This window comes from Pedobacter africanus (assembly GCF_900176535.1).
GTDB lineage: Bacteria > Bacteroidota > Bacteroidia > Sphingobacteriales > Sphingobacteriaceae > Pedobacter > Pedobacter africanus.
In genome coordinates this window covers 17,602-43,065 of the sequence record NZ_FWXT01000005.1, presented here as the reverse complement: position 1 = coordinate 43,065, position 25,464 = coordinate 17,602, and the positions used below count along the sequence as shown (strand labels likewise).

Sequence of the window (25,464 nt, the reverse complement as noted above, 5' to 3'; positions counted from 1 at the left end):
CCCTTTAAAACCAAACCAACCAATCAAACAAACAAATGGACAAAGAAAACCAGGATGGTTCCTTTAAAAGAGAGCTCGGACTGCTAGACGGGACGATGCTAGTTGTGGGCTCTATGATCGGCTCGGGTATATTTATTGTAAGTGCCGATATTGTACGCAATGTGGGCAGCGCTGGATGGCTGATAGCCGTATGGGTAATAACCGGGCTTATGACCATGACTGCTGCCATAAGCTATGGAGAATTGAGCGGGATGTACCCTAAGGCCGGCGGCCAGTATGTTTATCTTAAAGAGTCTTACAACAAGCTAATTGCTTTTTTATATGGCTGGAGTTTTTTTGCCGTCATACAAACCGGTACTATAGCTGCTGTAGGCGTTGCTTTCTCTAAATTTGCAGCTTATCTGATTCCAGCCTTGAGTGAAGACAATAAGCTGTTACAGATACAAACCGGGCTGGATGCCTGCAACAATCCAACCTATTTTTCAGTAAGTTCTGCACAAATTATGTCTATCGCCATTATTGCGTTGCTTACTTATTCCAATACCCGGGGTGTAAAAGGTGGTAAATGGATTCAGAATATCTTTACTTCCACTAAATTACTTGCTCTTTTTGGACTAATCATAGCGGGTTTCGTTATGTTTAAACCTGAAGTATGGAGTGCCAACTGGACCAACGCATGGATGGCCACAAAAGCTTCACTGGTAGACTCCTGTAATGTTGCAGCGGGCTTTAGTGTCACACCAATTGCGGGAGCAGCCTTACTTGGGGGGATTGCGGCCGCTATGGTAGGTTCTGTTTTTAGCAGTGATGCCTGGAACAATGTGACCTTTATCGCAGGTGAAATGAAGAACCCAAAAAAGAATATAGGGCTTAGCCTTTTCCTGGGGACACTTATTGTTACAGTTATTTATGTATCGGCTAACCTGGTTTATCTTGCTGTATTGCCCATGGATGAAATTGCTCATGCAGCAAAAGACCGAGTTGCGGTAACAGCATCTACCGCTATCTTTGGGGGCATCGGAACTGCATTGATTGCGGTAATGATTATGGTCTCTACTTTTGGTTGTAATAATGGCCTTATACTGGCCGGATCAAGGGTGTATTATACGATGGCGCAGGATGGTTTGTTCTTTAAAAATGCAGGAAAGCTAAATAAACATGGTGTACCTCAATGGGCACTTTGGGCACAATTCCTGGTCACAGCTGTTCTTTGCCTTAGTGGTAAATATGGCGACCTGCTAGATATGGTTTCTTTTGTAGTTGTTATATTTTATGTACTTACAATAGGAGGTATTTTTATCCTCAGGAAAAGATTACCTAATGCTGAACGCCCGTACAAGGCATTTGGATATCCACTATTGCCAGCCTTATATATTATCCTGGGCATTAGCTTTTGTCTGTTATTAATCTGGTTTAAACCACAATTTACCTGGCCGGGACTGATTGTTGTATTGATCGGGATTCCGATATATTATTTTACTAACAGAAAGAACAGCTTTTCTGATAAGTAGAATGGATTATTGACTCTGGAATGTCAAACATTTAGGGAATAATATTTATCTTTGCTAAAAATTATAGTATTTTCTGAGATTTTAGCAGATGACAGTAACTGTACTCCCAATTATAGAACCCGATATCAAGCCAGCCGCTCCCCTGGCAAAAGTAATGAATGAAAGACTTACCCGATTTGCAAAAGAGCTTCAGGATGTACATTTGAAAGGTCTGGAATCCGTAGAACCTTTGTTTGATGATGTCGTAATCTATATCAGTTATAACAGTAAATACAGCATCCGTTGGATGATCGTAAATGATGTGCCGCCGGCTATTGAGGCTGAAGTAGCCGAGCAATGCGGACGGCTAGGGTATATCAAATGGAAAGCCTCTGCCTTCGGAATGATAGAAAGACCCTAGCAGCTACAAGGTAAATTCCCGTTATTAACTGCTTCGTTTTTTATTGCGTTAGGAATTGTATATATTTCATTTAATGAACGAAATCCTTTCCATTAAGAACGGCAATGTAAAGTCCTTTGAACAGGCCTATCACCAGTGGAGCGACCAGATATATGCCTTTGTATTCCGGCAATGTCGGTCTGAGGAAATCGCGGATGAGGTCTTGCAGCAGGTTTTTGTACGCCTTTGGGAAAAAAGGGCTGGCCTTTCTGAAGAATACCCACTTCATGTGCTCCTTTTCAGAATGTCCAGGACCATCTTTATAGACGAATTGAGAAAGCAAGCCCGGGCGCGCCGCTATCTTGACGAGCTGCGGCAAAAGAAGGGCAGGGATTTTATGGAAGATAATTTTGAGGATAAGGAAACCCTGCAATTGGTCAGTAAAGCCATTGAAAGTATGCCCCCGATCCGAAAACAGGTGTTCCTGATGAGCCGTGCAGAGCACCTTTCCCATCAGCAGATCGCTGAAAAGCTGGGCATCTCTTCAAAAACTGTCGAGAACCACATTGGTCTTGCACTAAGGTACCTTCGTCGTTTTACCTTGTTGATGGCATTACTTACCCTTTATTAAATATGCTGTAAAAAAAAATAAAAATCCCATTGGGGGATAGCCTGCTCACAAACGTATTGTCGGTATATGATGATTGACAATACACTTATAGAAAGGTTTTTCCGTAATCAATGTACCGAGGAGGAAGCCCTCAGGGTAGTAGAATATTTAGAGGCGCATCCACATAAGCTGGAAGAATTGCTTCCTGTGGAATTAACGGGCCAGCTAGAAGAACCGTTTTTATTACCAGCTGCTAAAAAACAACAACTGCTGGAAGCTATCCTGGAACAAACAGTGCCCCAAAAAAGCAATTCTTCTTTACGCTTAGGTCTTTTGGTTGCAGCTTCTTTGCTGTTGGTCATGAGCCTGTTATGGTGGATGGGCAGAAGTGAAGATCAGCATGTCCCATTGCAAGGCCGGGAAGCCGCCACAGCCTTTACGCTGGTTAAAATCAATTATGGCAAAGAAGAAATGACGTTGCACATCGCCGATGGTTCTGTGATTTATTTAAAGCCGGGCGGAGAAATCCGCTACCTGGAGCAGCTCAGTAAAAAAAGCAGGGATTTTAAATTGAAGGGAACGGCAAGATTTAAGGTGGCCCAGGATAAGTTACGTCCTTTCAATGTATATGCAGGCGGCACGGTAACGACTGCAGTGGGTACAGATTTTACGGTTTCATCGCCAGAGGGTGAAGGCCGGGTAAGCGTACTGTTGCACAGTGGAAAGGTTGTAGTGGGGCCCGAAAGCAGTATAAGCACTGCGCGCATGAAGAGGACCTATCTGCTACCCGGAAATAAACTGCTGATCGATAAAATAAATTTCGGACTTACCCTGATTAAAAATGCAGAACAGCCTTCCTTACCGCTTAAAAATATAGAACCGAAGGGACAAACCCTGCTTAGTGCAACCGAGGTATCTTTTAGGAACCAGTCGCTCAGCAAGATCTTTAATGTGCTGCAAAGCGATTTTTCTGCAGATATCCGGTTTGACAAGGCCCAGGTAAAAGGCATGTATTTTACCGGTACGTTTAAAAGGAACGAACAAATGGTTCCATTTATTCTGAATGAAATTGCACTATTGAACCACTTAAATATAGAAAAGAGGGATAGCACTTATATCCTGACACTGCAATCCAATAAACAATCAACCAATTAATTCACCTAACAAACAAACTATGGATCAATTTTTATTAAAAACCAGGCATGTTTTTCACAGCATCGCACTGTGCTGTTGTTTTTTGCTTTTAGGCAACGGCAAGGCACTTGCACAAACGGGGGCAACAGCAACAGGCGTTGTAAAGGATGCCCAGGGCGTTCAGCTTCCCGGGGTTTCTGTGAGAATAGAAAACAAGACTACCAAATTCAGTGTAGGTACCAGCACCAACAACCAGGGTATGTTCTCTATAGGTGGTATACCTGCTGGTAACAATTATACGATTACCTTTACTTCAATCGGGTACAAACCAAAGGTGATGGAAGGCTATACCATCAGCCTTACCGATAAAATATCCATCGCTGTAGTGCTGGAAGAAAACGCTGCGGCTTTAGGGGAGGTTGTAGTTACGGCACTGGGTATAAAACGCAACAAAAGGGCACTCGGTTATAGCATGGCCGAACTGAAAGGAAATGAGCTTACCCAGGGTGCAGAGGCTAACGTGGCCAATACGCTGTCCGGAAAAGTTTCGGGTGTGCAGGTAAGCCGGGCAGCTTCCGGATCAGGGGGTTCATCCAAAGTGATCATCAGGGGCAACAACTCTCTGATTGGTAACAGCCAGCCTTTATATGTGGTAGATGGGGTGCCAATTGATAACCAGAACATCGGTTCGGCTTCCAGTACAGGTGGTACGGATTACGGAGATGGTATTTCCAATATTAACCCGGATGATATCCAAACCATTTCAGTACTAAAGGGACCGAATGCGGCTGCTTTATACGGACAGCGCGGAAGTAATGGCGTAATTTTAATTACCACCAAATCAGGTGCGGCAGGCAAGGGGATGAACATTCAGTTCAATACTGATTTTTCACTAGGGAACGCCCTTGTTTCTCCTGATTTCCAAAATGAGTATGCCCAAGGGCTGAACGGCAATTTTACCCATTTAAGAAGGGCCGACGGAACCATCATTACCATGGCCCAGGCCATCGCAGGCAACATTCAGGGAACACCAAAGATGAGTGCCGGTCGCGACAGGCTAACCCGATCCAGTTGGGGACCAAAAATGGAAGGTCAGGCCTACGAAGACCAATGGGGCAACCTGCTGTCTCTTACACCACAGCCAGATACCTATACCGCATTTTTTCAGACTGAAAAACAGTTTACTAATAACATCAGCGTGGAAGGTGGTAACGAAAAGGTAAATTACAGGTTGTCTTATGCCAATACCTATATCAACGGTTACGTGCCTACCAACGTGATCAACCGGAACAATTTTAACCTGCGCACCCAGGCTAAAATTACCGATAAATTTAACTTGGATGCCAAGCTCAACTACATTATGCAGGATGGCACAAACCGGCCTACCTTGTCTGATGCATCTGATAATCCTGCCTACCTGCTGATCAGCCAGCCAAGGAGTATCCCTATGGATATCATTGAACAATACAAATGGACCGCAAATGATGTGGCCAAACAACTGGGTTATACCAATATCTTTGCCGGTCTGGAAAAAACATATGCCACCAACAGTTCAACGGCCAACCCTTACTGGACCATTAGGGAAACCAGGAATACCGACAGGAGAGACCGTGTCATCGGCTTGCTCAGACTGTCGTACGATTTTGCACCCTGGTTAAAGCTTACCGCTACAGGAGGTACGGATTTTTATACCGACCAGCGCCTGCGCTACCGCGCAGTAAATACTTATCAGAGCCTGAACCGCAAGGGTGACATGAGCGAAACGGTGATTCGTGTGCGGGAAGATAATTATGACGCCCTGCTAAACAGTAATTTTAAACTGGAAAACGGGTTAGGTTTCACCCTTAACGTGGGGGGCAGTCACCTGAGCCGCTACCTGCGCCAAACCGGTAACTCAGGAAGTCAGTTTATTGTGCCAGACCTCTACGTGATCAACAATACACTTACAAATTCCTATATTTTTGGTTTAACCGAGTCAGAGATCAATTCCGTGTACAGCTCCGGGCAGGTTTCCTATAAAGACTACCTGTTTCTTGACCTGTCTGCACGTAACGACTGGTCTTCCACATTGTCAAAAGAGAACAACTCGTTTTTCTACCCTTCTGTAAGCGCCAGCTTTATTGCTTCTGAAGCGCTTAAGTTTAAAAGCAACATACTTAGTTACCTTAAGTTAAGGGGGTCATGGGCACAGGCCGGCAGCTCGGGGAACCCATACCAGTTAACTGGTACCTATAGTTTAAGTCAGTTTACACACGGGGGTGTTCCGTTGGGTTCATTTACCACCATTATTCCGGATAAGAACCTGACCAATGAGCTGACTACTTCCATTGAATTTGGTGCAGACCTTGAATTCTGGTCGGGCCGGGCCGGTTTAAGCTTTACGGCATATCAGGCTTCTACCAAAGATCAAATCCTGGATGTCCCGATATCACCATCAAGTTTGTTTACGGTAATGCGGATTAATGCAGGCGAAATCCGCAACCGCGGTATAGAGCTGTCGTTAAATGCTACACCAATTAAAACGGAGTCGGGTTTTACCTGGAAAACAACCTTCAACTACAACAAAAACGCGAACAAGGTGATGTCGCTTTACCCCGGTGTAGAAACCTTTTTACTGGGGTCTGACCGCGGTATCAATGTCGTTGCAGAAGTAGGTAAGCCTTTTGGACAACTGATAGGTACCCAGTTTGCCTGGTTAAAAGACGAGAACGGAAACCGCTTGATAGACCCAAACACCGGCTTGCCCTTAACCACAACCAGCAGGGTACAGGAAACCATTGGTAATGCGCAACCAGACTGGCTGGGAGGATTTTCCAACTCGTTCAGCTATAAAGGTTTGACGTTAAACGCGTTGATAGATATCCGCCAGGGCGGCATGATTTTCTCCCAGAGTAATCGCGAAGAGATCATTTACGGAACAACGAAGAAAACTTTAGCGGGAAGGGATGGCTCTTACCTGGCAACGGGTGTGGTAGCCGTAAAAAATGCTGATGGTAGCTGGAGCGGAACGGGCGTAGCCAACACCAAAACGGTAAAGGCTCAGGACTACTGGAATGTAGTTGCCAGCGATAAGGAAGTAATGGTGTCCGAAGAGATGCTGAATGATGGCAGTTATATCGCCATGCGGGAGCTGAGCCTGCGTTATCAGCTTCCGGCCAGATTCTTACCGGGCAAAAAGATCAGGAATGCTTCGGTTGGCGTGTATGGGCGTAACCTGTTTTACTTCCAGCGTAAAACGGATGGCTTCTCACCAGAATCGGCCTCTTTTAATACCTCCAATTCTTCTATTGGTATCGAGTCTACCTCTTTGCCTATGCTCAGAAACATTGGATTTAACCTGAGTATAGGACTTTAACCTGACCATTAGCATTAGAAATTATGAAAACAAAAAATATCATCAAAACAAGCTTATATAGTTTAGCCATAGTTGTTGGTTTAGGTTCCTGTACCAAAGACTTTGAAAAGCTAAACACACCACCAACTTCAATTACCACTATTGATCCATCCCTGTTGTTCTCCAGAGTATTAAAAGACGGTACTTTTGCCGAAGGGGGTGAGCTGCCCAACAATAAATTTGGTTCCTGGGTACAGCATTGGGCCGGCGCGGCGGTGGTACCCGTATCAAGATATATCGAATCTTCGGAAGATTTAATATGGGAACAACACTACAGCATGATCCGCGACCTGAGGCAGATTCGTCTGGAGCTGGCGGGTAAGGAAAACGATGCTTCAGGAAGAACAAAATTGGCCATAGCGCGGATCTACGAGATCAGCATCTGGCAGCGCCTTACCGATCTTTTCGGAGATATTCCTTATTCTGAAGTTTCAAAAGACGCAACTGCCATCAATGTTACACCGGCATTTGATACACAGGAAAGCATATACGCCTCGCTAATTGCCGATCTTGATGCTGCGATGAACAACCTGAATGATGCCGACGAAAACTATGGCACGGCAGATTTCTTTTATAAAGGTTCAACCGCCATCAATTCCTGGCGCAAATATGCCAATTCTCTAAAGCTCCGCTTAGGCTTAAGGCTGCGTTATGCAAATCCTACCCTGGCCAGGGCAACGGTGGAATCGGCAATGGGTAAACCTGCTCTGCTGTTCAGTTCAAATACAGACAATGCCGCGGTGCCAACTTTTAGTGATGCACAAACTACAAATGCCAATCCTATGCTGCAGCAGTTTCTTACCGGCAGTTCAGATCTGAGGTATCTTGCAGCTGCACTGGTAACCAAGCTAAAAACCTATAATGATCCACGTTTGCCTTTGCTGGCACAACTAACGGTAAACAATGTGAATGCCGGACAGCCAGATTATGTAGGTCTGGGTGTGGCGTTAACAGATGCACAATTGTCGCAGGTCATCAGGAATAACTATTCAACCGCTTCGCTGAGCACTTGGTTTAGCCGTACTTTTGCACCTATTCCGGCTTATTCCCTTACCTATGCAGAGGTTTGCTTTTTTAAGGCCGAAGCTGCATTGCTGGGATGGGGTGCACAAACCACAGCTGCTGAAGGTTTCTTTAAAGCTGGGGTGGCGGCCGCTTTGCAACTGCCACCATATAACATCAATTCCATTCCTCCGGCATATGATAGCGCTGTACTTTCTTTCACTGGGCTTAACGATGCACAGAAACTGGACAGGATCATGACCCAGAAATGGATACATCTTTTCGGCAGAAATTATGAAGCTTTTGCAGAATGGAGAAGGAACGGCTTGCCAGCGCTAACCCCTGGTAGTAACCTGGGCTCTACCAATGGACAGATTCCGCGCAGGGCGATTTACTCTACCCGTGAGTCACAGCTGAATACCAGTAACTACAATGCAGCTGTTGGCCGTTTATCCAACGGCGATTCTTTCCTGTCGAAAGTCTGGTGGGATAAACGTTAAAGCGAAAAACCGGGTGGGTGTTTCTCTCGTAAGTATCATCAAATGGGGCCTTTGGTCTCAGGAAAACTTAAAACCCAACAATTATGAAAAACTTACAAGAGATTTTTAACGCCCCGCTGCAGCGCCGTTCCTTTTTGCAATATGCAGGGGCCGGCGCTGCCGGTATGGCATTGGTAGCCGTTGGCTGCAAAAAAGACAGGCACAACAATGTTCCTGATGGTGTTTTACTGGATTTTAAAGATGATTTTGGTGTACTGAACTATGCTTATGCCCTGGAGCAACTAGAAGCAGCTTTTTATATCCAGGTGGCTTCGGCGCCGCCATCAGGCTTTAGCGCCGCCGAAAAAGCCTATTTTCAGGACATTCAGTTCCATGAAATTGCCCACCGTGAATATTTCAAAAAAGCCTTGGGTACTGCGGCAATAGGCAACCTGGAGGTAGACTTTTCGAGTATTAACTTTACCGACCGTGCAAGTGTGCTGGGGGCGGCTATGGCCTTTGAGGATTTGGGAGTTGCAGCTTATAATGGTGCTGGTGTACGTCTGAAGGATACAAACTTCTTGCTGGCCGCCGGGAAAATTGTTTCTGTTGAAGCTCGTCACGCTTCCTATGTGCGCGACCTGGTATCTTATGGAAGTTTTGCAGACCTTACCACACTGACCGCACTTGGTGCCAACAATGCCGGTGGACTGGACGCAGCCTTAAGCCCTGATAAAGTGTTGCCTATTGCAGGTAAATATGTGAAAACCAAAATCAATCTCATTAACCTTTAAAACCAGAAAACATGAATATTGTAAATATATTAGAAGAGATAGAAAAAGTTGATGGTGAAATCTATGAGCGATTGAACCCAAGACGTGCTGCCATGAAGGATTTTTTCAACATGAGCAAAAAAATAACCCTGGCGGCTATGCCTTTGGCAATGGGTGCCCTGTTTCAGAAAGCATATGGGCAAACCGCGCCAGCTACAGTAAACGAGGTGCTGAATTTTGCTTTAACACTGGAATACCTGGAATACCATTTTTATAACCACGCAGTGGTTGCGGCCCCTGGGCTTATTCCGGTCGGTACTCCTGCCGTTGGTGCAATCACCACAATCCGCGATCACGAGAAAGCGCACGTGGATTTATTAAAAGGTGCATTAGGTGCTGCTGCACGGCCAGCATTGGCTTATACTGATTTTGATTTTACCGGAAAAGGAACTTTTCCGGATGTATACACTAACTATCAAACCTTCCTTGCAGTAGCACAAGCCTTCGAAGATACGGGTGTAAGGGCCTATAAAGGACAAGCAGGCGTACTTAAGGGAAATGCTGTACTTACTACCGCGCTTCAGATTCACTCAGTCGAAGCACGTCATGCCGCTCATATCCGCTTCATGCGTTCAGGAGGACTGAATGGCGGTGGTGCAGCTATCAAGCCATGGATCAGCCTGGGCACAGGGGGCGGTGCAAACGACACGGGTATACCTCAGGTTGATGCGGTATATGCCGGAGAAGATCTGGATGTACAGACAGGAGTGACCATTACTGGAATTGCTAACGGTGTAACAAAAGCTAAGGCAGTAGAATCTTTTGATGAACCATTGACTTCCGCACAGGTATTGGCCATTGCAGGCTTGTTTATCAAATAAAAATAGAGTTAGTTAGATAGGGTTACCCCGCAGGTTCAAGCACTTGCGGGGTTTTTATTTTTACAGCATATTAAATTGAAACGCCGCCCATTACCACCATCTTATCCATAGTAGGGGCTGGGCTTCCGCCACGTTTTTCCAGGGTTACGGCAAAAGCCTGTGCAGATGCAATTTCTTTCATCTGCAGCAATATGTGCGTGCTATCGGCCTTTACATCAAATACACCCAAATCAACCGGCTTGCCATTCACCAATGCCCAAAGCTGGTACTGGTGAGTCTTGTCGTTTGCAGGAAGGCCCATTTTTGAATTGTCAACCATCACATGCTTGCCGCTTACATGCCAGTATACCACCATTTTTGCTGAAGGGTCCATCTTGGTTCCTGCAAGTTTTACAATTTTCCAGTCAGGATCATTTGGCATATCTGCAATTTTTTGCAAGTCGTTATTGGTTTGCCTCATGTGGCTTACCGTGGTGGTAAATTGTTCTTTTTCAAGGCTCAGGCTGGCAATCTGATCTTTGGCGTCACCCAGCTGATGGTGGGTTTTGTACAGCATAACGCCACTCACCACAAGTAAAGAGGCACAGGTAGCAAGCGCAACGCGTAATGTCCTTATCTTTGATTCGTAAGGTGCATAGTTAATCGGAGTGGGGAGAATAATCTCTTTTACAGGTTCCTGGGTTATCTGGCTTAATATTTTATTTTTCAAACCTGCGGAAGGTTCTAAGGCCTGCTGCTGCGCATATTGTTCCATAGCAATTTCAATGGCTTCCAGTTCCTGTTTTATTTCAGGGTACTTTATTGCCATTGCTTCTACTTCGGCCTGTTCCTGTGCATTTAACTGCCCCAGAACGTAAAGCTCAAGTATGCCCGATTCCATATATGCTTTTAACTCTTCCAATTTAATTAAAGTGCTTTCTTAACTCCATTATAGCCATCCTGATACGCGTTTTAACAGTACCCAAAGGCAAATTTAACTCTTTTGCTGCTTCCAGGTGCGTATACCCTTTAAAATACACCATATTTAACACAGTGTTCAACTCTGGTTTAAGTTTAGTAACCATTTCTTTTACCCCAAAGGCATCTGCATTAAAAGTAACTTCATTTTGCCCGTCAATAGCATCTACGTTATTATCGAGCTCAAGGTTTTTATTTGAATTTCTGAAATCTTTGGAACGCAGTTTATCAATTGCCAGATTACGTGCAATGTTCATCATCCATGTAAACAGACGGCCTTTGCTGCTGTCGTAGCTGCCTGCAGAATTCCATATTTTTATAAAAGTTTCCTGTAATACATCCTCAGCAAGTTCTGTTTGCGGAATCAGTCTTGAAATCACCCCAAACAGTGCGGCCGAATACATATCATACAAAGCCTGTATGGCTATAGTATCCTGACCTTTCAGTTTACTAATCAGCTCTTCTTCAGAAAGGGAGATTTTTTTCGCAGTCATCGATTAGGTCAAATATACAGAATAGGGGTGAATAAGAAATAAATCTTCAAAAGAAATCCAGTGGAAAAGATAATCCGTATCTCTTTTAAACACTAACAACAAAAAAGAAGTATGAAAAGATTTATTTTATCTGTAATTGCTCTGGTAGTCCTGGCATTTACAACTCAGGTTTACGCACAGAAAAATCCTATGGTTGGCGGTGCAGCCATGTATACCAGCAAGGATATTGTTGACAATGCAGTAAATTCAAAGGACCATACTACGCTGGTTGCGGCTGTTAAAGCCGCGGGACTGGTTAGTACTTTGAAAGGCGAGGGGCCTTTTACCGTATTTGCGCCTACAAATGCTGCCTTCGATAAGCTTCCTGCCGGAACTGTTGCGACCCTGCTGAAACCTGAAAGCAAAGATATGCTGGTTAAAATTCTGACCTATCATGTTGTAGCTGGGAAAATGGACAGCAAAACAATTGCTGCCGCAATTAAAAAGGGAAAAGGAAAAGCAGAGTTAACTACAGTAAGCGGGGGTAAATTATGGGCATGGATGAAAGGTAACAAACTGGTATTGAAAGATCAAAAAGGTGGAATGAGTACTGTAACCATTGCAGATGTAATGCAGAAAAACGGTGTGATCCATGTTATTGATACTGTGTTGATGCCTTGATTTAAGTAGGTTATCAATTTTGGAAAAACTCAAAAGGTTCAGAAGCATCATTCTGAACCTTTTGAGTTTTGGTAAGGGACATTAATTGCGATAATAGTTAATTAACATCACCCCGTCTCCATAGGCATCCAGGGTAAAATCGGCTGTTTTTAAAGTGGTGCCTTCTTTGCTCAGTACAGATATGGTATATTTTGCACCAGGCGTCCCCTCACTAATACTGGCCGAAAAGCCTACACCCGAAACATTTTTATGGATGCTTACCGTCTTCTGCCATGGTGGTGTTACCAGTTCTTCGTAGATGGTTTCGTCTGGCACTTCCGTCATATTCGGATCGGTAAGTGTAGGCGTATACTGCACCTGTACTTTTACCGTGCCGGGGCCGGTTAGTTTATAGGTGTACTCAGTGCCGGGGCCGTCATTTTTCTCTTTGGAGCAGCTGAAAAGTACCGTGGTAGCAAAAAGAGAAAATAGGATAAGGATGTTTAGTTTCATAAGTAATTTTTGTAAATGTAAATTCAACATCCGGGCAAATACCATACCATGACGGATTATTGGCTAATGTTGATTTTTTTTTCTTATAGGCTTCACCCTTTTTTGATTCCTGTTCGCCTTTATCTGAAACCACCTAAACTATATGAATAGATTATTATTTTTACTTGCTGCGCTGGCAATTTGTTGCAGGGCAGGTGCACAAACTGGCCATGTTGAGCTCGGAAAACTAGGACCGGACATACAAAAAGTTGTCCGCCAGGCTTACCAGGCTTCCGTATCGATTGCAGTTTACGATGCCACCAAAGGTGCATCCGGCGACGGAATATTTAGCGGCGTTGTAGTTGATACCGCCGGGCATGTGTTATCTGTTGCACATGCGGTTAAACCCGGAACTTTGTATCAGCTCACTTTTCCGGATGGAAAAAAGAAACTGGCGAGAGGCCTGGGTCGAATTGCTTCCAATGATGCAGCGATGTTAAAAATCATTGAAAAAGGGACCTGGCCCTATGCTCCTATGGGATGGTCGGCTTCGTTAAGGCAATACATGCCCTGCGTCAGTATCTCTTATCCGGGTACAGTAGCAGCCAAAACCCCAACCATAAGGTTTGGATATATAGCGGAGCCCGAAGCAAGAGGTGCCTACTTACGTACAACCTGTTTAATGGAACCGGGCGATTCCGGAGGGCCTGTATTTGATATGAAGGGAAGGGTAATTGGCCTGCACAGCAGGATTGACATGTCGTTAGATGCTAATTTTGAGGTGCCCATAGATTTATATAGAATATACTGGAACGCACTTACCAAAACCGAAAACTATGCGTCTTTACCAATTCAAGGCCCGCTCTCCATCGATCCGCAGACGGGAGAATTGAAAATCCTTCCGGGAATAGAACAACTCAATGTTGGATTGAAAAAGAGATTAAACGACAGAATGTCCAGAACCATCTTTAAAATAAAAAGTCCTTACAAAAGCAAGGGTATACAGGCTACGGTATTGGGCACGCTGATAGATATGAATTTAAAAGACAAAAGCTTCCTGGTTAGTAAAAGCGCTATGGTGGGTTCTGTTGCTAAAGTAGAGTTGGGCCCGGGTAATACTGTACCGGCAAAAGTGGTTAGCCGTGATATTGCAAACGACCTTGTACTGTTGCAGATTGATCAGAAGCTGAAAGGAGGGGTAAATCTAAATGCTATGGCAGATACAATACTTTTTGCTGATCTGGGCAAACTCCTGACTTCGCCGCAACCTGAGGGTGGTTCACTGATGAGCGTAATTGGTAATGTCCTTATCGATATCCCTAAAGCACCTAGTATAGCTTATATAGGCCTTACGGCTAAGTCAGTAGAGGGGAAAATGGTGATTACCAGCCTGGCGATGGGTGGACCGGCCAGTAGCTCTTCGCTGTGCGTTGGAGATGAATTGCTGAGTGTGAACGGAAAAACAATAATTAATGAAGAGGACCTGAATAACGAGATTGATAGTTACATTACAAATGACACCGCAATCTTAAAACTTTCAAGGGCTGGGGTTGCATTTGAAAAACGTGTACCGGTTAAGATAAGACCGCAATCGGAAATGCATATGGCTGCTAAGTTTGCAGACGGCCGGAGCGTGCGGTTTTCTGGCTTTGAAAAGGTAATAATTCACGATGGCAGGTTAAAACCAGTGGAATGCGGAGGGCCATTGTATGGGGTTGATGGAGAGTTCTACGGCATTAACATAGCCCGTTTTAGTCGCACCAGCAGCCTGGCTATCGCCGCTCCTGTTGTCCGTAAATTCATTGAGGATTCCTTAGCCAAATAAACTTTTATGAAGAATAAAAATTACCTTAATATACTGCGGGGTGTGGCCGGTTCGGCAATAATTTGCGCAGGTGCTTTGCAGTCCCTGAAGGCCCAGGCACAAGAATTCAGCGCTGCTGATATACAGAAAGCCACCGTACTTGCCGTTGTAAAAAATCTCAAAGAGAGTCATGTGCGCCCCAAAGCCATTGACGATAATTTCTCGAAAATTGTCTGGAAAAAATATCTCGAAAGCCTTGATCCGAATAAGGAAGTATTTTTGAAAAGTGATTTCGAAACACTGAGAAGCTATGAACTTAATGTAGATAATGAACTGAACGAAGGATCGCTTGCTTTTTTTAACGCGGCTTTTGAAATTTATCAAAACCGGCTAAATGCCGCTGCAGCAGGTTACCGTAAAGTCCTGGCAGTACCTTTTGATTTTACAAAGCCCGGATCTGTGCAGTTAAATGGCAAATTAAGGGATTACGCAGTAAACCAGGCTGAATTGGATCGGATTTGGGCACAACGGGCCAAATACCTTATATTGAAAAAAATGATGGACCTGGATAAAACGCGGATGAATAGTCCTGCTCTCGAAAAAGAAGCCAGGGCTAAGGTAGACCGTTGGCTAGCCAATACCTTTAAGAACTTAACGGGCCCTTCGGCACAAAGTGAAAGATTTAGCCAATTTTTAAATACTATTACGCTTGAGGTAGAACCGCATACTGTATATTTTCCGCCCATACAAGTGAAAACAATGAATGTGCGGTCTTCCAGGCGCTTTTTTGGTATTGGAGTTGAGTTGCAGGATAAAGAAGGCGACATTTATATCAGGTCTGTAAGACCGGGAGGTATGGCCAGGAGGAGCGGGCAGGTTGATGTGGATGATCGTATTGTTAGCGTAAGCAATGCCACAGGGCAAATGATAGATGTTGTTGGGATGCCTATTTTAGAGGTTAGTGAGATGGTTAGGGGTGATAAAGATACCAATGTTTCACTAGGTTTGTTAAAAGCAAACGGACAACAGAAAACGGTAACCTTAAAACGTGGTGAAGTTAATGAAAATGAGAGCCGGGCCAGGAGTGCAGTTATCCAGAAAAACGGCAAAAAAATAGGCTACATGTATTTAAGTGAGTTTTATGTTGATGCGACCGACGCTAAAGGCGTGCATGCTGCTATTGATGTGCAAACCGAACTTTTGAAACTGAAAGATGCAAAGGTAAGTGGCATCGTTTTCGATCTGCGCAATAATCCTGGTGGCTCTCTGGATGAAGTGGTGGACATTGCCGGGTTTTTTCTAGGACCGGGGCCAAAAGTTCAGGTAAAAGAAATCAATGCACTGTATACCCCTACAACCACAGCTAAGGCTTTATACAATGGGCCACTCGTTGTGATGATTAACGAAAACAGTGCTTCGGCCTCAGAGATATTTGCGGCAGCAATACAGGACCATAGGCGAGGACTGGTTATAGGTGCCCCGGCAAGCTTTGGAAAGGGCACGGCACAACCAACTATTCCAATGGGTAAAATGGGCAATAAGGCCAAAGGCATACCTAATGTAAGCTATGGCTCGTTAAGGATCAGCCAATACCAGTTTTACAGGGTAACCGGTGCTTCAACCCAATTAAGAGGAGTGAGTTCGGACGTGGTACTGCCCGGAAAACTGGCTTACCTGGAAAGCAGGGAGAAGCATAGGGACTCGGCACTGCCCTGGGACAGTATTGCACCGGCAAATTACAAGCCTGTTAATAATGCTAATGCCTGGAGCAAAATGAAAAAAGTGGGTCGCGAAGTAGGGTTACAATTAAATACCTTTAAAATTATAGATGAAAATAGTAAATTGCTGGCAGAACAGCAGTTGAAGCCTTTTAGTTTGAAGCCAGCAGAATTTGTAAAGCAGCAGCAAACTTTACAGGAATATATCCGGAAAATTGACGAGACAGCAAGGCTGCCCGAAGCAAAAAGATTAAAGGTAATTGCCACCCCTGGGTATGAAGGTGCAGAAAAGGAATGGTATGGCAAATGGACAGAGGAGCTTTCGGCAGATATATATATAGACAAGACGCTGGATTTAATAACCAAGTTAATAATGCTCAAATAAACCGAATACGATAAACCTTAAGGCCAATGGCAGAGCTTTTAAAAATTGAAGCGCTCTTTAAAGAACATTATTCCTTTTTATGTGCCGTGGCATACAGGGTAGTAGAAGACGAGGATGTGGCCAAAGATATTGTTCAGAATTTTTTTCTGTACTGTCTGGATAAAGTTTTGACCATAACACTGCATGCCAGCTTTAAGAGCTATGCTTTCAGAGCGGTTAGAAATGCGGCACTCAGTCATACGAAAAAAGCCAGAAGGGTTGACTATAATGATGAGCTGCTGCTGCAGGCGGCAGCTCATCTGGCCAGCCAGCAGGAACAGGATACCCAGGAACTGGAAAGTAAGCGTGATCAGGAACTATGGGCCATCATAGGGCAGATGCCCGAGAAAAGAAGAATGGTGTTTTTGCTGAGCAACAGGGAAGGTCTGAAATATACCGAGATTGCCGCCCAGCTGGATATTTCTGTAAACACGGTGAAAACACACATTAAACTGTCCTACGAATTTTTGCGGCGCGAATGCCAGTCGCTCATCAGGACAATCATTATAATTGGCATATGGTTAGGATTTTATTAACAGGATATGGAACAGGAAGAAAAAATAAACTGGGATAAGCTGTTAAAGCATCTGGAAGGTCGGGATGATCTTCATAGGGACGAAGAATTGAATCAGGAGGAGCTGGAAGTGCTGCTGCTGGCAGAAGAAATAAATATGAGGATAAAAGAAGAAGACCCGAGGCTCAGGTTTCCGGTTCAGGAAGGCTGGGAAGAGCTGAAGCAGCGGTACGAAGAAAAAACAATTCGGGCAAAACGCTTTAAGCTGTATAGGGCAATTGCCATAGCTGCAGTGTTGTTGCTGGTGCTGGCACCGGCCTTGTGGTTATTTTTAAGTCAGAAAGACACTGCATCGCCTTTGGCAGGCAACCAGGTACAGCTTACACTGGCAAATGGCCAAACTGTTGAACTCGACTCCAGTCAGTCTGCTGTTTTAAAAACGGAAGGTGCAGCTTTAAATGGTACGAAACTGGTATACAAACGCGAGACTGAGTTGCCTGAAGACGGCCGGAAACCAAATATCAATGTCCTTTCCGTGCCAAAGGGTAAATACACTCGACTTGAGCTAAGTGATGGTACCATGGTATGGCTAAACGCCGGGTCCAGGCTCAGTTATCCCGTACCTTTTGCTCCAGACAATAGAGAGGTCACATTGGAAGGGGAAGCTTATTTTGATGTAAGCCATAATGTTGCAAGACCTTTTGTGGTGCACCTGAAAGATCTGGATGTTAAGGTTTTGGGTACCGCATTCAGTATCAGTACCTTTGGTCATAAGGTGCATACAGCGCTGGAGCGTGGTAAGGTAAGCTTACAGGCTGGCAACCAGTCATTAGCCCTTTTTCCTGGTGAATTGGGTGTCTATATCCCCGAAAGCGGGTCGTTAACCAAATCGGAAGCAGACCTGCGTCTGTATGTGGCCTGGAAGGATCTGGATATTTATTTTAATGACAATACACTCGAAGAGATCACTTCCCGTTTAGAACGTGAGTATAACGTTAGTTTTGTTTTTGAACAGGAAAGCCTAAAAAAACTGCATTTTACCGTTGATATGCCAAAAAATGCTGGTTTGGATAAGATTTTGAACAACATCAAATTCAGTAGCGGCCAGGTTGATTTCGTAAATAAAGGGGAACTGATTAAAGTTAAGCAGCGTTAGTTATTTTCTGAATAACTGGAAAGGGTGAAAATAATTTAAAATTGTTTTCACCCTTTTTGTTAAGCACGTCGCCTTTACTTTAAACAACCTAAACAATATGAAGAAATTTAAGTTGCCTTTATTAGGCCTAACAATGATGGCGCTAAGCGCTGCAGCACAGGAAAAATTGGAGATTACAGCTAAAATGCCAGAATTGGTTAATGGGGAGCGGGTTTTACTATGGAACGTTTTTTCGAATGCTCAAGACTCTACGATTGTAAAAGACAATTCCTTTTCTCTCACCGTAAATGTTGAAAATGGCGGAAGTACTTATATTCTGCAGGCTGGGATCGATCCGGAAAAAAACGGACTTGGTATGTTTATGTTAATGCAACCGGGCAAGATGCACATCGAAGGCGGCAATGGCACTGGGTTTAAAGGTGCAACTTTTACCGGGGATGCTTTTGTGACAGATTGGGTGGAAATGGAAAAAAGTATGCAACCGACCCATGATCTGATGAATCAGATGCAGGATATGATTGCCGATTTAAATGAGGCCACTAAGCTGGGCGATAAGGAAGCCGCAAAAAAATTGGCAGAGGAAGTTCAGGTACTGGGTAAGAAGGTGGCAGCCAATGGAAAGCAATACATGGATTCACATTTAGGATCAGCGGCTTCTGCTTATATCATGAACGCATTGATGCCGGATGTAATGACATCTATGGAAAAAATTAGCTACCTAAGCAAATTTACCGGAAGGGCCTACAATAACCACCTGGCCAAATCTATGCTGAATAATCTTACAGGTACGGAAACGCAATGGATAGGGAAGCCTGCTCCTGATTTTTCACAACCTGACGTGACAGGTAAGGTGGTAAACCTGAAGGACTTTAAAGGTAAATATGTGCTGGTGGATTTCTGGGCCAGCTGGTGTGGCCCATGCAGGGCAGATGCTCCGGAACTGAAAGAAGTACATGAAAAAATGAAAGACAAAAATATTAGTTTTGTCAGCATTTCTTTAGACAGTGATAAAAGCAAATGGCAGCAGGCATTGGCTGAAGAAAATATGACCTGGCAGCAGCTGTCTGACCTAAAAGGTGACCAGAATGCGGCGAGTCTGGCTTATAAAGTTAAAGGCATTCCAGCTAAATTTTTGATTGATCCGAACGGGATAATTATTGGCGCCGGATTCAGGGAGGTTAAGATTGGACCGAAAGAAAAAATACTGGAAAAATCTCTGAACGAGTTGATGAAATAATTGATATTTATTACCACCTAAACCAAACATATGAACCATTTTTATCGGACAATCCTGGCGATTTGCTGCCTTGTGTTCCTTGCTTTTCGACCGCCTGCTGTAGCCCAGCAAAAGAAGGAAGATAAGGTAACCATTAACATCCGTAACGGTACGCTCGAGGAGATCATTCAAGCTGTAAGGAAGCAGACCGCTGTAAAGATTGTGTATAATCAGGAAGTCCTCAGAAAAAATACAACTAGGCTCAGTTTCACGGCAAAAGATGAGCCGCTTAAAGTCCTGATGAAGCGCCTCCTGAAAGGCTCATCACTTATTTTTGTGATGCAGGATGACGTTATGGTAATTGCCCCCAGGGAAGAAGGGGATGAGGATGCAAAGATCAATAATACCATTAAGGGTATTGTGAAGGATGAAAAAGGGAACCCGCTGATGCTGGTTACTGTGAATGTATCAGGTACTCCGATGAACATCATTACAAATAATGAGGGAAAATTCAGCATAGTTGTGGAAGAAGGAAAAACCCTTACTTTTTCTTCGGTGGGATATTTGAGGAGAACAATTAAGCCCATGCCAGGTGAAACTATGGCAGTTACCCTTCAGGCTGAGTTAAACGAAATGGAAGAAGTAGTAGTTACCGGATATCAGGAAATTAGCAAGCGATTGTCTGCAAGTTCTACGGTAACTTTAAAAGGGGCGGACATAAAGGAGGCCGGTTCTACAAACATAGTTAGCATGCTGCAGGGAAAGGTAGCAGGACTATCGGTAGTAAAGAATTCCGGAAGTCCCAATGCTATTCCTTCTATGCGAATGCGTGGGACTTCTACATTGATTGGGAATGCAAATCCAATCATAGTAGTAGATGGCATCGTTCGTGAAAACCCTAGTAGTCTGAATCCTGATAACCTTTTGGGCCCAAATCCGGATGCACGGGACCTATATCTGATGAAAGAGGGTATTTTGGGTAAGGGTAGCCTGACAGGAAACAGTATAACCGGTTTAAACATCAACGATGTGGAGAGTATTAACTTTCTAAAAGATGCATCCGCTACTGCTATTTATGGTACCAGGGCAGCAAACGGGGTAATTGTTATTACTACAAAAAAAGGAAAAGGTGGCAGGCTTGAGATGAATTACAGTAGTAGTTACGGCACTTCATTAAGACCAGGCTACGGCCAGCTCGAGCTGATGAATTCGCAGCAGCGGGTAAGGTTTTCCCGTGAGATGTTTGAAGACGGTTATGTCTATAAAAATTTACCGGTAAAAATGGGCTACGAAGGTGCGCTTATGGACCTGCTAAATAAAAAAATTACCGAAGCAGAATTTCAAAAAGAAGTAGCCGACCTGGAAAAAATGAATACTGACTGGTTCAGGTTGCTGTTTCGTAATAGTTTTAACCTGGGGCAACATGTAAGTTTCTCGGGTGGGGGCGAAAAAACCAGTTATTATGCGTCTGTAGCTTATAATGAAAATAAGGGTGCGGCCAAACTCGATAACCTGAAAGAAGGAAGCGCCTCTGTGACCATGAGTTCTGAGCTAAGTAGAAAGTTAAAGGTAGGCTTAAACCTGAGTGGCAGTCAAAGAGGTTCAACAGGATATTTTGGGGTGAATCCGCTTGATTACGCACTGTCTACCAGCCGGACGATTTCTGCCGGACTGGTATATCCCGTGGCGTTCGACATACTTCCTGGCATTTCAGGTGACCCACTTGACTACAATTTTCAAAACGAAGCCAACCAAACCGGCAACCAGATTAAAGATACCAAATTGAATGTATCAGTAGACCTCAGTTACCTGCTAATGCGGGGTCTTAAGTTAACCTCGCTGGCGGGCGGCTCAGTGGCCAGTCTGAATTCTGAGCAATATGCTACAGAACTGAGCTATAATGTGGCTAGCAGAAGAGGTTACAATTATGGTTCGGTAGCTCCGGGAAGTATCGAAGAGCAATCTTCTATTTTACCTTTCGGAGGTATTTATTTACCATCCACTTCCTCCATGTACAATTATACGTTTCGTAACATGGCCGAATTTAACCGCAGCATTTTTACTGAAAACCATCAGGTTAATATCGTGGCAGGTCACGAGATGAGGTCGGTACGTGAAAGTGGTCTCAATAACCTGATTCCTGGATATTTTCGTGACAGGGGCGAGAGTTTTTCTGTCCTCAACAACTCTTTAGCCTTGCTTAGTCCAAAAAAAACAAACACGCTGAACAATTCCATGTCGCTTTTTGGTACGGCAACCTATAGCTACGCTGGCAAATATATTCTCAACGGAAACATCAGAACAGATGCATCCAACCGTTTCGGACAGTATGCCAACCAGCGATTTTTGCCGGTTTGGAGCCTGGCAGGGCGTTGGAACCTGAGTTCGGAAAAATGGCTGCAAAACAACAGATTTGTGAACGATTTGAATATAAAAGCTTCTTATGGGTTTCAGGGAAATGTAATTACCAGTGTAGGCCCGGAGCTCATTCTGTACGTGCCCGAAGGGGCTGCTGCATTCAATTCTGCTGCCAATGAATTTCTGTTAGGCATCAAATCTATGCCTTATCCGGATTTGAGGTGGGAAAAGACAAAGAGTATAAATATTGAATTCGGCGGAAGCCTGTTCAATTCCTTCGTTAATTTTAATCTGGGTTATTACCGGAAATCGACTACTGATGCCATAGTGTCCAAGTTTATTCCTGTTGAATATGGCATAGACCGCATGCTGGTAAACGGCGGAAACATTCGGAATTATGGCTACGAAATGGACCTTGGTTTTAATCTTGTACGCAAGAGAGATCTGAATTGGAGGCTTTCTGTAAATGGAAGCAGAAATATCAACCAACTACAGAAGGGAACGATAGATAATGTAAGCATTAACTTGTATGATTATTTTAATGGGACTGCGTTGGTAGAGGGCAAACCGATTAATACCATATACGTATTCTCCTTTAAAGGGCTGGATCCGAAAACCGGGGTACCCTTATTTTATGGAGTGGACGATGAGGAAAAAGATCCAGAGGCTACATTTGTTGATCATTTAAAGCCTGCGGGTTCTAGAGATGCTAAAATCAGTGGGGGCTTAAACACCAATGTAAGCTATAAGGCATTTTCACTGACTATGAACTTCAGTTATAAAATTGGGTCGGTAAAAATGAAGAACCCGGTTTATAATAGTTCAGATGTTTATATTCCAATGCCCGAGGCGAACATGCCTGCTATTCTGGAACAGAGGTGGCGCAAACCAGGGGATGAGGCTTTTACCAATATTCCTGCTTTTCCTAAAAATACAGGCATAAGCGGTGGGGGATATGCAATATCGCCATCGGGTAACACTAATATGAACCGTTATGAAATGTATAATTACTCAGATGTAAATGTTGTTTCGGGAACCTTCCTTAGGTGCAATAATCTTGATTTTTCTTATCGTATTGCAGATGGTCTTACCAGGCGTTTGAAACTAAAACGGGCTTCCGTTTCGGTATCGGCATCCAATCTGTTTGTTCTTGCAGATAAAAGACTGAAAGGGCAGGACCCGGAGATTGAAGGTGTAGGTACAACGGCCTTGCCGATTACGAAAATTTTTACGCTGGGTTTAAATGTGACTTTTTAAAAGCTAAATAATGAAAAAAATTATACTAACCTCGTTGCTTTTTTCAATTGTCTTGTTGGTTTCATCCTGCAAAAAGTTTCTTGAAGAGCAATCGCAAACTGATATCATTCCAAAAACAGCCGCTGCACTCAACGAGCTCTTGATTGGCGCTGCTTACAATAACAACGGACGGCCTGCTTATGATGTATCATTGCGACTGGTAGACGACAATATAATTCAGAATGCCTACATTGATTTAGGTGTTCGAGGTAATGCCTACACGTGGCAGCCGCAAACTGGGGATGCCCCTGAGCTGGCAGCTGGCGCCAGTATGTGGTCTATATTTTACCCGATGCTGATGACTTGCAATACTGTTCTGGAATATGTGCCCAAAGTAAGTGGTACGGTAGCTGAAAAAGAAAATGTTGAAGGGCAGGCCCACCTGCTGCGTGCTTATTACTATTTTATGTTGGTTAATTTTTACGCCAGGCCTTATGCTGACCGGCTGTCCAACCCGGACCAGGATCTGGGTGTCCCTTTGATGTTGAACTCGGGTTTATCTTTCGAAGGTAAACCGCGCAATACCGTAGCGGAAGTGTATAGTCAGGTACTGGCTGATCTGGATAAGGGGATCGAGCTGATGGAACGGAGCGGGAGAAACGACAATACTTATCGGATTAACCATGTTGCCGGTTATCTGCTGGCCTCACGTGTGCATCTGCATATGGGCAACTGGCAAAAGGCAATAGACGCCGCTACAAATGTACTCAGCCGTAAATCAGATCTGATGGATTTGGGGTCATGGGGAGTAGTGAACCAAAACACCAAACCTGTTGTTGACAGACTGAACGTGGAAAGTATCTGGGTATTCGGTGTCCCGGATGGTGTTGCAGTTCAGGACGGAACAGAGAATGGCAACTACCGTCTGTCGGATGAACTACTTTCCTTGTTTGAAACAGGGGATTTGAGGAGTAGCATTTACATCAGGAACAAAAAATCAATAAAAAGGCCCATGGTCAATATTGCCAAAGTTGGGCAGGCTTTTAGGGTTTCGGAAGCTTTACTGAACCGTGCAGAGGCATATGCCCAGCTAAACAAGCTTGGGCAAACAACGAATGCCCAGCTGGCGATTAACGATCTGAATACTTTGAGAAAGAAAAGGTTTAGCACTGCAAGTTACCAAGACCTGAACAGTTCCGGAGCTGATGAACTTCTGCAAAAATGTGCTTTAGAGAAACGCAAAGAGTTTTTTGATGAGGAGAGTCACCGCTGGTTTGATCTGAGACGTTCCGGTATGCCTGCCATCCGTCATTTATATTATGAAAGTAGTGTAAAGACCGCTATCTATACACTTAACGATCATGACGCTGCTTATGTGTTCCAGATTCCACGGATCGCATTAGACAAAAATCCAAACCTGGTACCTAACCCAGAGCCGGCTATTCGTACCGGACAATAATGAACCACTATGAAAATAAATAATTTTTTTTACCCGTTATTGGTATTATTCCTGGCTATAAGTTGTAAAAAAGAAACTACAATACAGCCCGACGAAATAAAACCTTTCTACACGCTGCCACAGGGGAACCACCCCTATGATCATGTGATTGTAGATTTTTACCATACTTATGGCTGTTATATTCTCTATAAGTTCAGCGAGACGGACTTCAGGTGGAATATCGCCAACAATATCCCCTACGAGGCTGATCAGGGTGATGAGAATTATATTGCCGCTTCTATCGATGCGCTGGATCAGTATCTATTTAAATTCTATTCTGCTGATTTTTTGAAAAAGGCATTGCCTTATAAAATTATCTTGTCTGCCAAAATCAGTGAAATTGGGGACCCACAGAAAACGCCGGTAAGCAGTGTAAGTACTTCCAGTCACTTTGCCTTTGGGCATGCCGGGAGTAGTCTGGTCAGTATGACCGCTCAGGAATTGAAGTTGATGAAAGGAAGCCTGAATAAGGAGTTTTGGACCCAGGCCATCATCTTCAATAAGATTATCCTTCCGCCAGCTTTTGTGGCCGCTACCAACTATGATAATGTGATGAGTTTCAATAAAAAGAACTTTGGGGTTTTCATGAGCCCCGATATATTTAGTCAAACCCTGCAGGGGGATTTTCTGGAATACATCAACATTATTGCCACAACGACGAAAGAAGAATTGGAGCGGACTTTATTTTTACCGGTGAACGATCCTAACGGGAAATATAAACTGAAATATAATGCAGTTATTGATTATTACAAGCAGGCATATGGGATTGATTTGCAGGCTATAGCTAAAGGGTAA

The 25,464-nt window shown here is 44.0% G+C and carries 20 protein-coding genes; 17 read left to right on the top strand and 3 right to left on the bottom strand.

Annotated elements, in window-relative coordinates:
* Positions 1-35 precede the first annotated feature (35 nt).
* The 8 genes from B9A91_RS22205 (at position 36) to B9A91_RS22170 (ending at position 10,163) form a co-directional block, all read left to right on the top strand.
* On the top strand, positions 36-1,511 hold the full coding sequence (locus B9A91_RS22205) for an APC family permease (RefSeq protein WP_084241273.1): 1,476 nt from the start codon (positions 36-38) through the stop codon (positions 1,509-1,511).
* Positions 1,512-1,599: 88 nt separating this feature from the next.
* Entirely contained in the window at positions 1,600-1,911 is a 312-nt protein-coding gene (locus B9A91_RS22200) for a hypothetical protein (RefSeq protein ID WP_084241272.1), read from the top strand.
* Between the two features lie 73 nt (positions 1,912-1,984).
* Positions 1,985-2,521 carry an RNA polymerase sigma-70 factor gene (locus tag B9A91_RS22195; protein WP_084241271.1) on the top strand — a complete coding sequence of 179 codons (537 nt, stop codon included), beginning with the start codon at positions 1,985-1,987 and terminating at the stop codon, positions 2,519-2,521.
* Positions 2,522-2,587: 66 nt separating this feature from the next.
* Positions 2,588-3,655 (top strand): FecR family protein, encoded by a 1,068-nt coding sequence (locus B9A91_RS22190; protein WP_084241270.1) that lies wholly within the window; start codon positions 2,588-2,590, stop codon positions 3,653-3,655.
* Positions 3,656-3,674: 19 nt separating this feature from the next.
* Complete coding sequence (locus B9A91_RS22185) at positions 3,675-6,989, top strand: SusC/RagA family TonB-linked outer membrane protein (protein ID WP_084241269.1); 3,315 nt, start codon at positions 3,675-3,677, stop codon at positions 6,987-6,989.
* A gap of 23 nt (positions 6,990-7,012) precedes the next feature.
* On the top strand, positions 7,013-8,530 hold the full coding sequence (locus tag B9A91_RS22180) for a SusD/RagB family nutrient-binding outer membrane lipoprotein (protein WP_084241268.1): 1,518 nt from the start codon (positions 7,013-7,015) through the stop codon (positions 8,528-8,530).
* Positions 8,531-8,613: 83 nt separating this feature from the next.
* Positions 8,614-9,303 (top strand): ferritin-like domain-containing protein, encoded by a 690-nt coding sequence (locus B9A91_RS22175; protein ID WP_084241267.1) that lies wholly within the window; start codon positions 8,614-8,616, stop codon positions 9,301-9,303.
* An 11-nt stretch (positions 9,304-9,314) separates the two neighbouring features.
* A complete protein-coding gene (locus tag B9A91_RS22170) occupies positions 9,315-10,163 on the top strand; it encodes a ferritin-like domain-containing protein (RefSeq protein WP_084241266.1) in 849 nt (282 codons plus the stop codon).
* Between the two features lie 70 nt (positions 10,164-10,233).
* On the opposite strand, the gene B9A91_RS22165 is transcribed toward B9A91_RS22170, so the two are convergent.
* Complete coding sequence (locus B9A91_RS22165) at positions 10,234-11,064, bottom strand: anti-sigma factor (protein WP_084241265.1); 831 nt, start codon at positions 11,062-11,064, stop codon at positions 10,234-10,236.
* Between the two features lies 1 nt (position 11,065).
* Positions 11,066-11,614, bottom strand: coding sequence for an RNA polymerase sigma factor (locus B9A91_RS22160; protein WP_084241264.1), 549 nt, complete (start codon positions 11,612-11,614; stop codon positions 11,066-11,068).
* Between the two features lie 111 nt (positions 11,615-11,725).
* Between B9A91_RS22160 and B9A91_RS22155 the strand changes: the two genes are divergently transcribed.
* Positions 11,726-12,274 (top strand): fasciclin domain-containing protein, encoded by a 549-nt coding sequence (locus B9A91_RS22155; protein WP_084241263.1) that lies wholly within the window; start codon positions 11,726-11,728, stop codon positions 12,272-12,274.
* A gap of 81 nt (positions 12,275-12,355) precedes the next feature.
* On the opposite strand, the gene B9A91_RS22150 is transcribed toward B9A91_RS22155, so the two are convergent.
* The gene (locus B9A91_RS22150; protein ID WP_084241262.1) at positions 12,356-12,766 is read right to left on the bottom strand and encodes a hypothetical protein; all 411 of its coding nucleotides are present in this window, start codon (positions 12,764-12,766) and stop codon (positions 12,356-12,358) included.
* A gap of 142 nt (positions 12,767-12,908) precedes the next feature.
* On the opposite strand from B9A91_RS22150, the gene B9A91_RS22145 reads away from it, so the two are divergent.
* The 8 genes from B9A91_RS22145 (at position 12,909) to B9A91_RS22110 (ending at position 25,464) form a co-directional block, all read left to right on the top strand.
* Entirely contained in the window at positions 12,909-14,570 is a 1,662-nt protein-coding gene (locus tag B9A91_RS22145; RefSeq protein WP_084241261.1) for a trypsin-like peptidase domain-containing protein, read from the top strand.
* A 6-nt stretch (positions 14,571-14,576) separates the two neighbouring features.
* Entirely contained in the window at positions 14,577-16,652 is a 2,076-nt protein-coding gene (locus B9A91_RS22140; protein ID WP_084241260.1) for a carboxy terminal-processing peptidase, read from the top strand.
* A gap of 26 nt (positions 16,653-16,678) precedes the next feature.
* Positions 16,679-17,227, top strand: a complete 549-nt coding sequence (locus B9A91_RS22135; RefSeq protein ID WP_084241259.1) for a sigma-70 family RNA polymerase sigma factor — start codon at positions 16,679-16,681, stop codon at positions 17,225-17,227.
* A gap of 6 nt (positions 17,228-17,233) precedes the next feature.
* Positions 17,234-18,361: a FecR family protein gene (locus B9A91_RS22130; protein ID WP_084241258.1), complete on the top strand. Its 1,128-nt coding sequence runs from the start codon at positions 17,234-17,236 to the stop codon at positions 18,359-18,361.
* Between the two features lie 97 nt (positions 18,362-18,458).
* Complete coding sequence (locus B9A91_RS22125; RefSeq protein ID WP_084241257.1) at positions 18,459-19,598, top strand: peroxiredoxin family protein; 1,140 nt, start codon at positions 18,459-18,461, stop codon at positions 19,596-19,598.
* 30 nt (positions 19,599-19,628) lie between these two features.
* Positions 19,629-23,192 carry a SusC/RagA family TonB-linked outer membrane protein gene (locus B9A91_RS22120; protein ID WP_084241256.1) on the top strand — a complete coding sequence of 1,188 codons (3,564 nt, stop codon included), beginning with the start codon at positions 19,629-19,631 and terminating at the stop codon, positions 23,190-23,192.
* 10 nt (positions 23,193-23,202) lie between these two features.
* A complete protein-coding gene (locus B9A91_RS22115) occupies positions 23,203-24,630 on the top strand; it encodes a RagB/SusD family nutrient uptake outer membrane protein (protein WP_084241255.1) in 1,428 nt (475 codons plus the stop codon).
* 9 nt (positions 24,631-24,639) lie between these two features.
* Positions 24,640-25,464, top strand: coding sequence for a hypothetical protein (locus B9A91_RS22110; protein WP_084241254.1), 825 nt, complete (start codon positions 24,640-24,642; stop codon positions 25,462-25,464).

Excerpts from the sequence above, each read along its gene's own strand:
- B9A91_RS22170 (WP_084241266.1), top strand. The coding sequence starts at position 9,315 with ATGAATATTGTAAATATATTAGAAGAGATAGAAAAAGTTGATGGTGAA.
- B9A91_RS22130 (WP_084241258.1), top strand. The coding sequence starts at position 17,234 with ATGGAACAGGAAGAAAAAATAAACTGGGATAAGCTGTTAAAGCATCTG.
- B9A91_RS22160 (WP_084241264.1), bottom strand. The coding sequence starts at position 11,614 with ATGACTGCGAAAAAAATCTCCCTTTCTGAAGAAGAGCTGATTAGTAAA.
- B9A91_RS22200 (WP_084241272.1), top strand. The coding sequence starts at position 1,600 with ATGACAGTAACTGTACTCCCAATTATAGAACCCGATATCAAGCCAGCC.
- B9A91_RS22120 (WP_084241256.1), top strand. The coding sequence starts at position 19,629 with ATGAACCATTTTTATCGGACAATCCTGGCGATTTGCTGCCTTGTGTTC.
- B9A91_RS22110 (WP_084241254.1), top strand. The coding sequence starts at position 24,640 with ATGAAAATAAATAATTTTTTTTACCCGTTATTGGTATTATTCCTGGCT.
- B9A91_RS22195 (WP_084241271.1), top strand. The coding sequence starts at position 1,985 with ATGAACGAAATCCTTTCCATTAAGAACGGCAATGTAAAGTCCTTTGAA.
- B9A91_RS22185 (WP_084241269.1), top strand. The coding sequence starts at position 3,675 with ATGGATCAATTTTTATTAAAAACCAGGCATGTTTTTCACAGCATCGCA.
- B9A91_RS22115 (WP_084241255.1), top strand. The coding sequence starts at position 23,203 with ATGAAAAAAATTATACTAACCTCGTTGCTTTTTTCAATTGTCTTGTTG.
- B9A91_RS22175 (WP_084241267.1), top strand. The coding sequence starts at position 8,614 with ATGAAAAACTTACAAGAGATTTTTAACGCCCCGCTGCAGCGCCGTTCC.
- B9A91_RS22140 (WP_084241260.1), top strand. The coding sequence starts at position 14,577 with ATGAAGAATAAAAATTACCTTAATATACTGCGGGGTGTGGCCGGTTCG.
- B9A91_RS22150 (WP_084241262.1), bottom strand. The coding sequence starts at position 12,766 with ATGAAACTAAACATCCTTATCCTATTTTCTCTTTTTGCTACCACGGTA.
- B9A91_RS22155 (WP_084241263.1), top strand. The coding sequence starts at position 11,726 with ATGAAAAGATTTATTTTATCTGTAATTGCTCTGGTAGTCCTGGCATTT.
- B9A91_RS22135 (WP_084241259.1), top strand. The coding sequence starts at position 16,679 with ATGGCAGAGCTTTTAAAAATTGAAGCGCTCTTTAAAGAACATTATTCC.
- B9A91_RS22125 (WP_084241257.1), top strand. The coding sequence starts at position 18,459 with ATGAAGAAATTTAAGTTGCCTTTATTAGGCCTAACAATGATGGCGCTA.
- B9A91_RS22190 (WP_084241270.1), top strand. The coding sequence starts at position 2,588 with ATGATGATTGACAATACACTTATAGAAAGGTTTTTCCGTAATCAATGT.
- B9A91_RS22145 (WP_084241261.1), top strand. The coding sequence starts at position 12,909 with ATGAATAGATTATTATTTTTACTTGCTGCGCTGGCAATTTGTTGCAGG.
- B9A91_RS22180 (WP_084241268.1), top strand. The coding sequence starts at position 7,013 with ATGAAAACAAAAAATATCATCAAAACAAGCTTATATAGTTTAGCCATA.
- B9A91_RS22205 (WP_084241273.1), top strand. The coding sequence starts at position 36 with ATGGACAAAGAAAACCAGGATGGTTCCTTTAAAAGAGAGCTCGGACTG.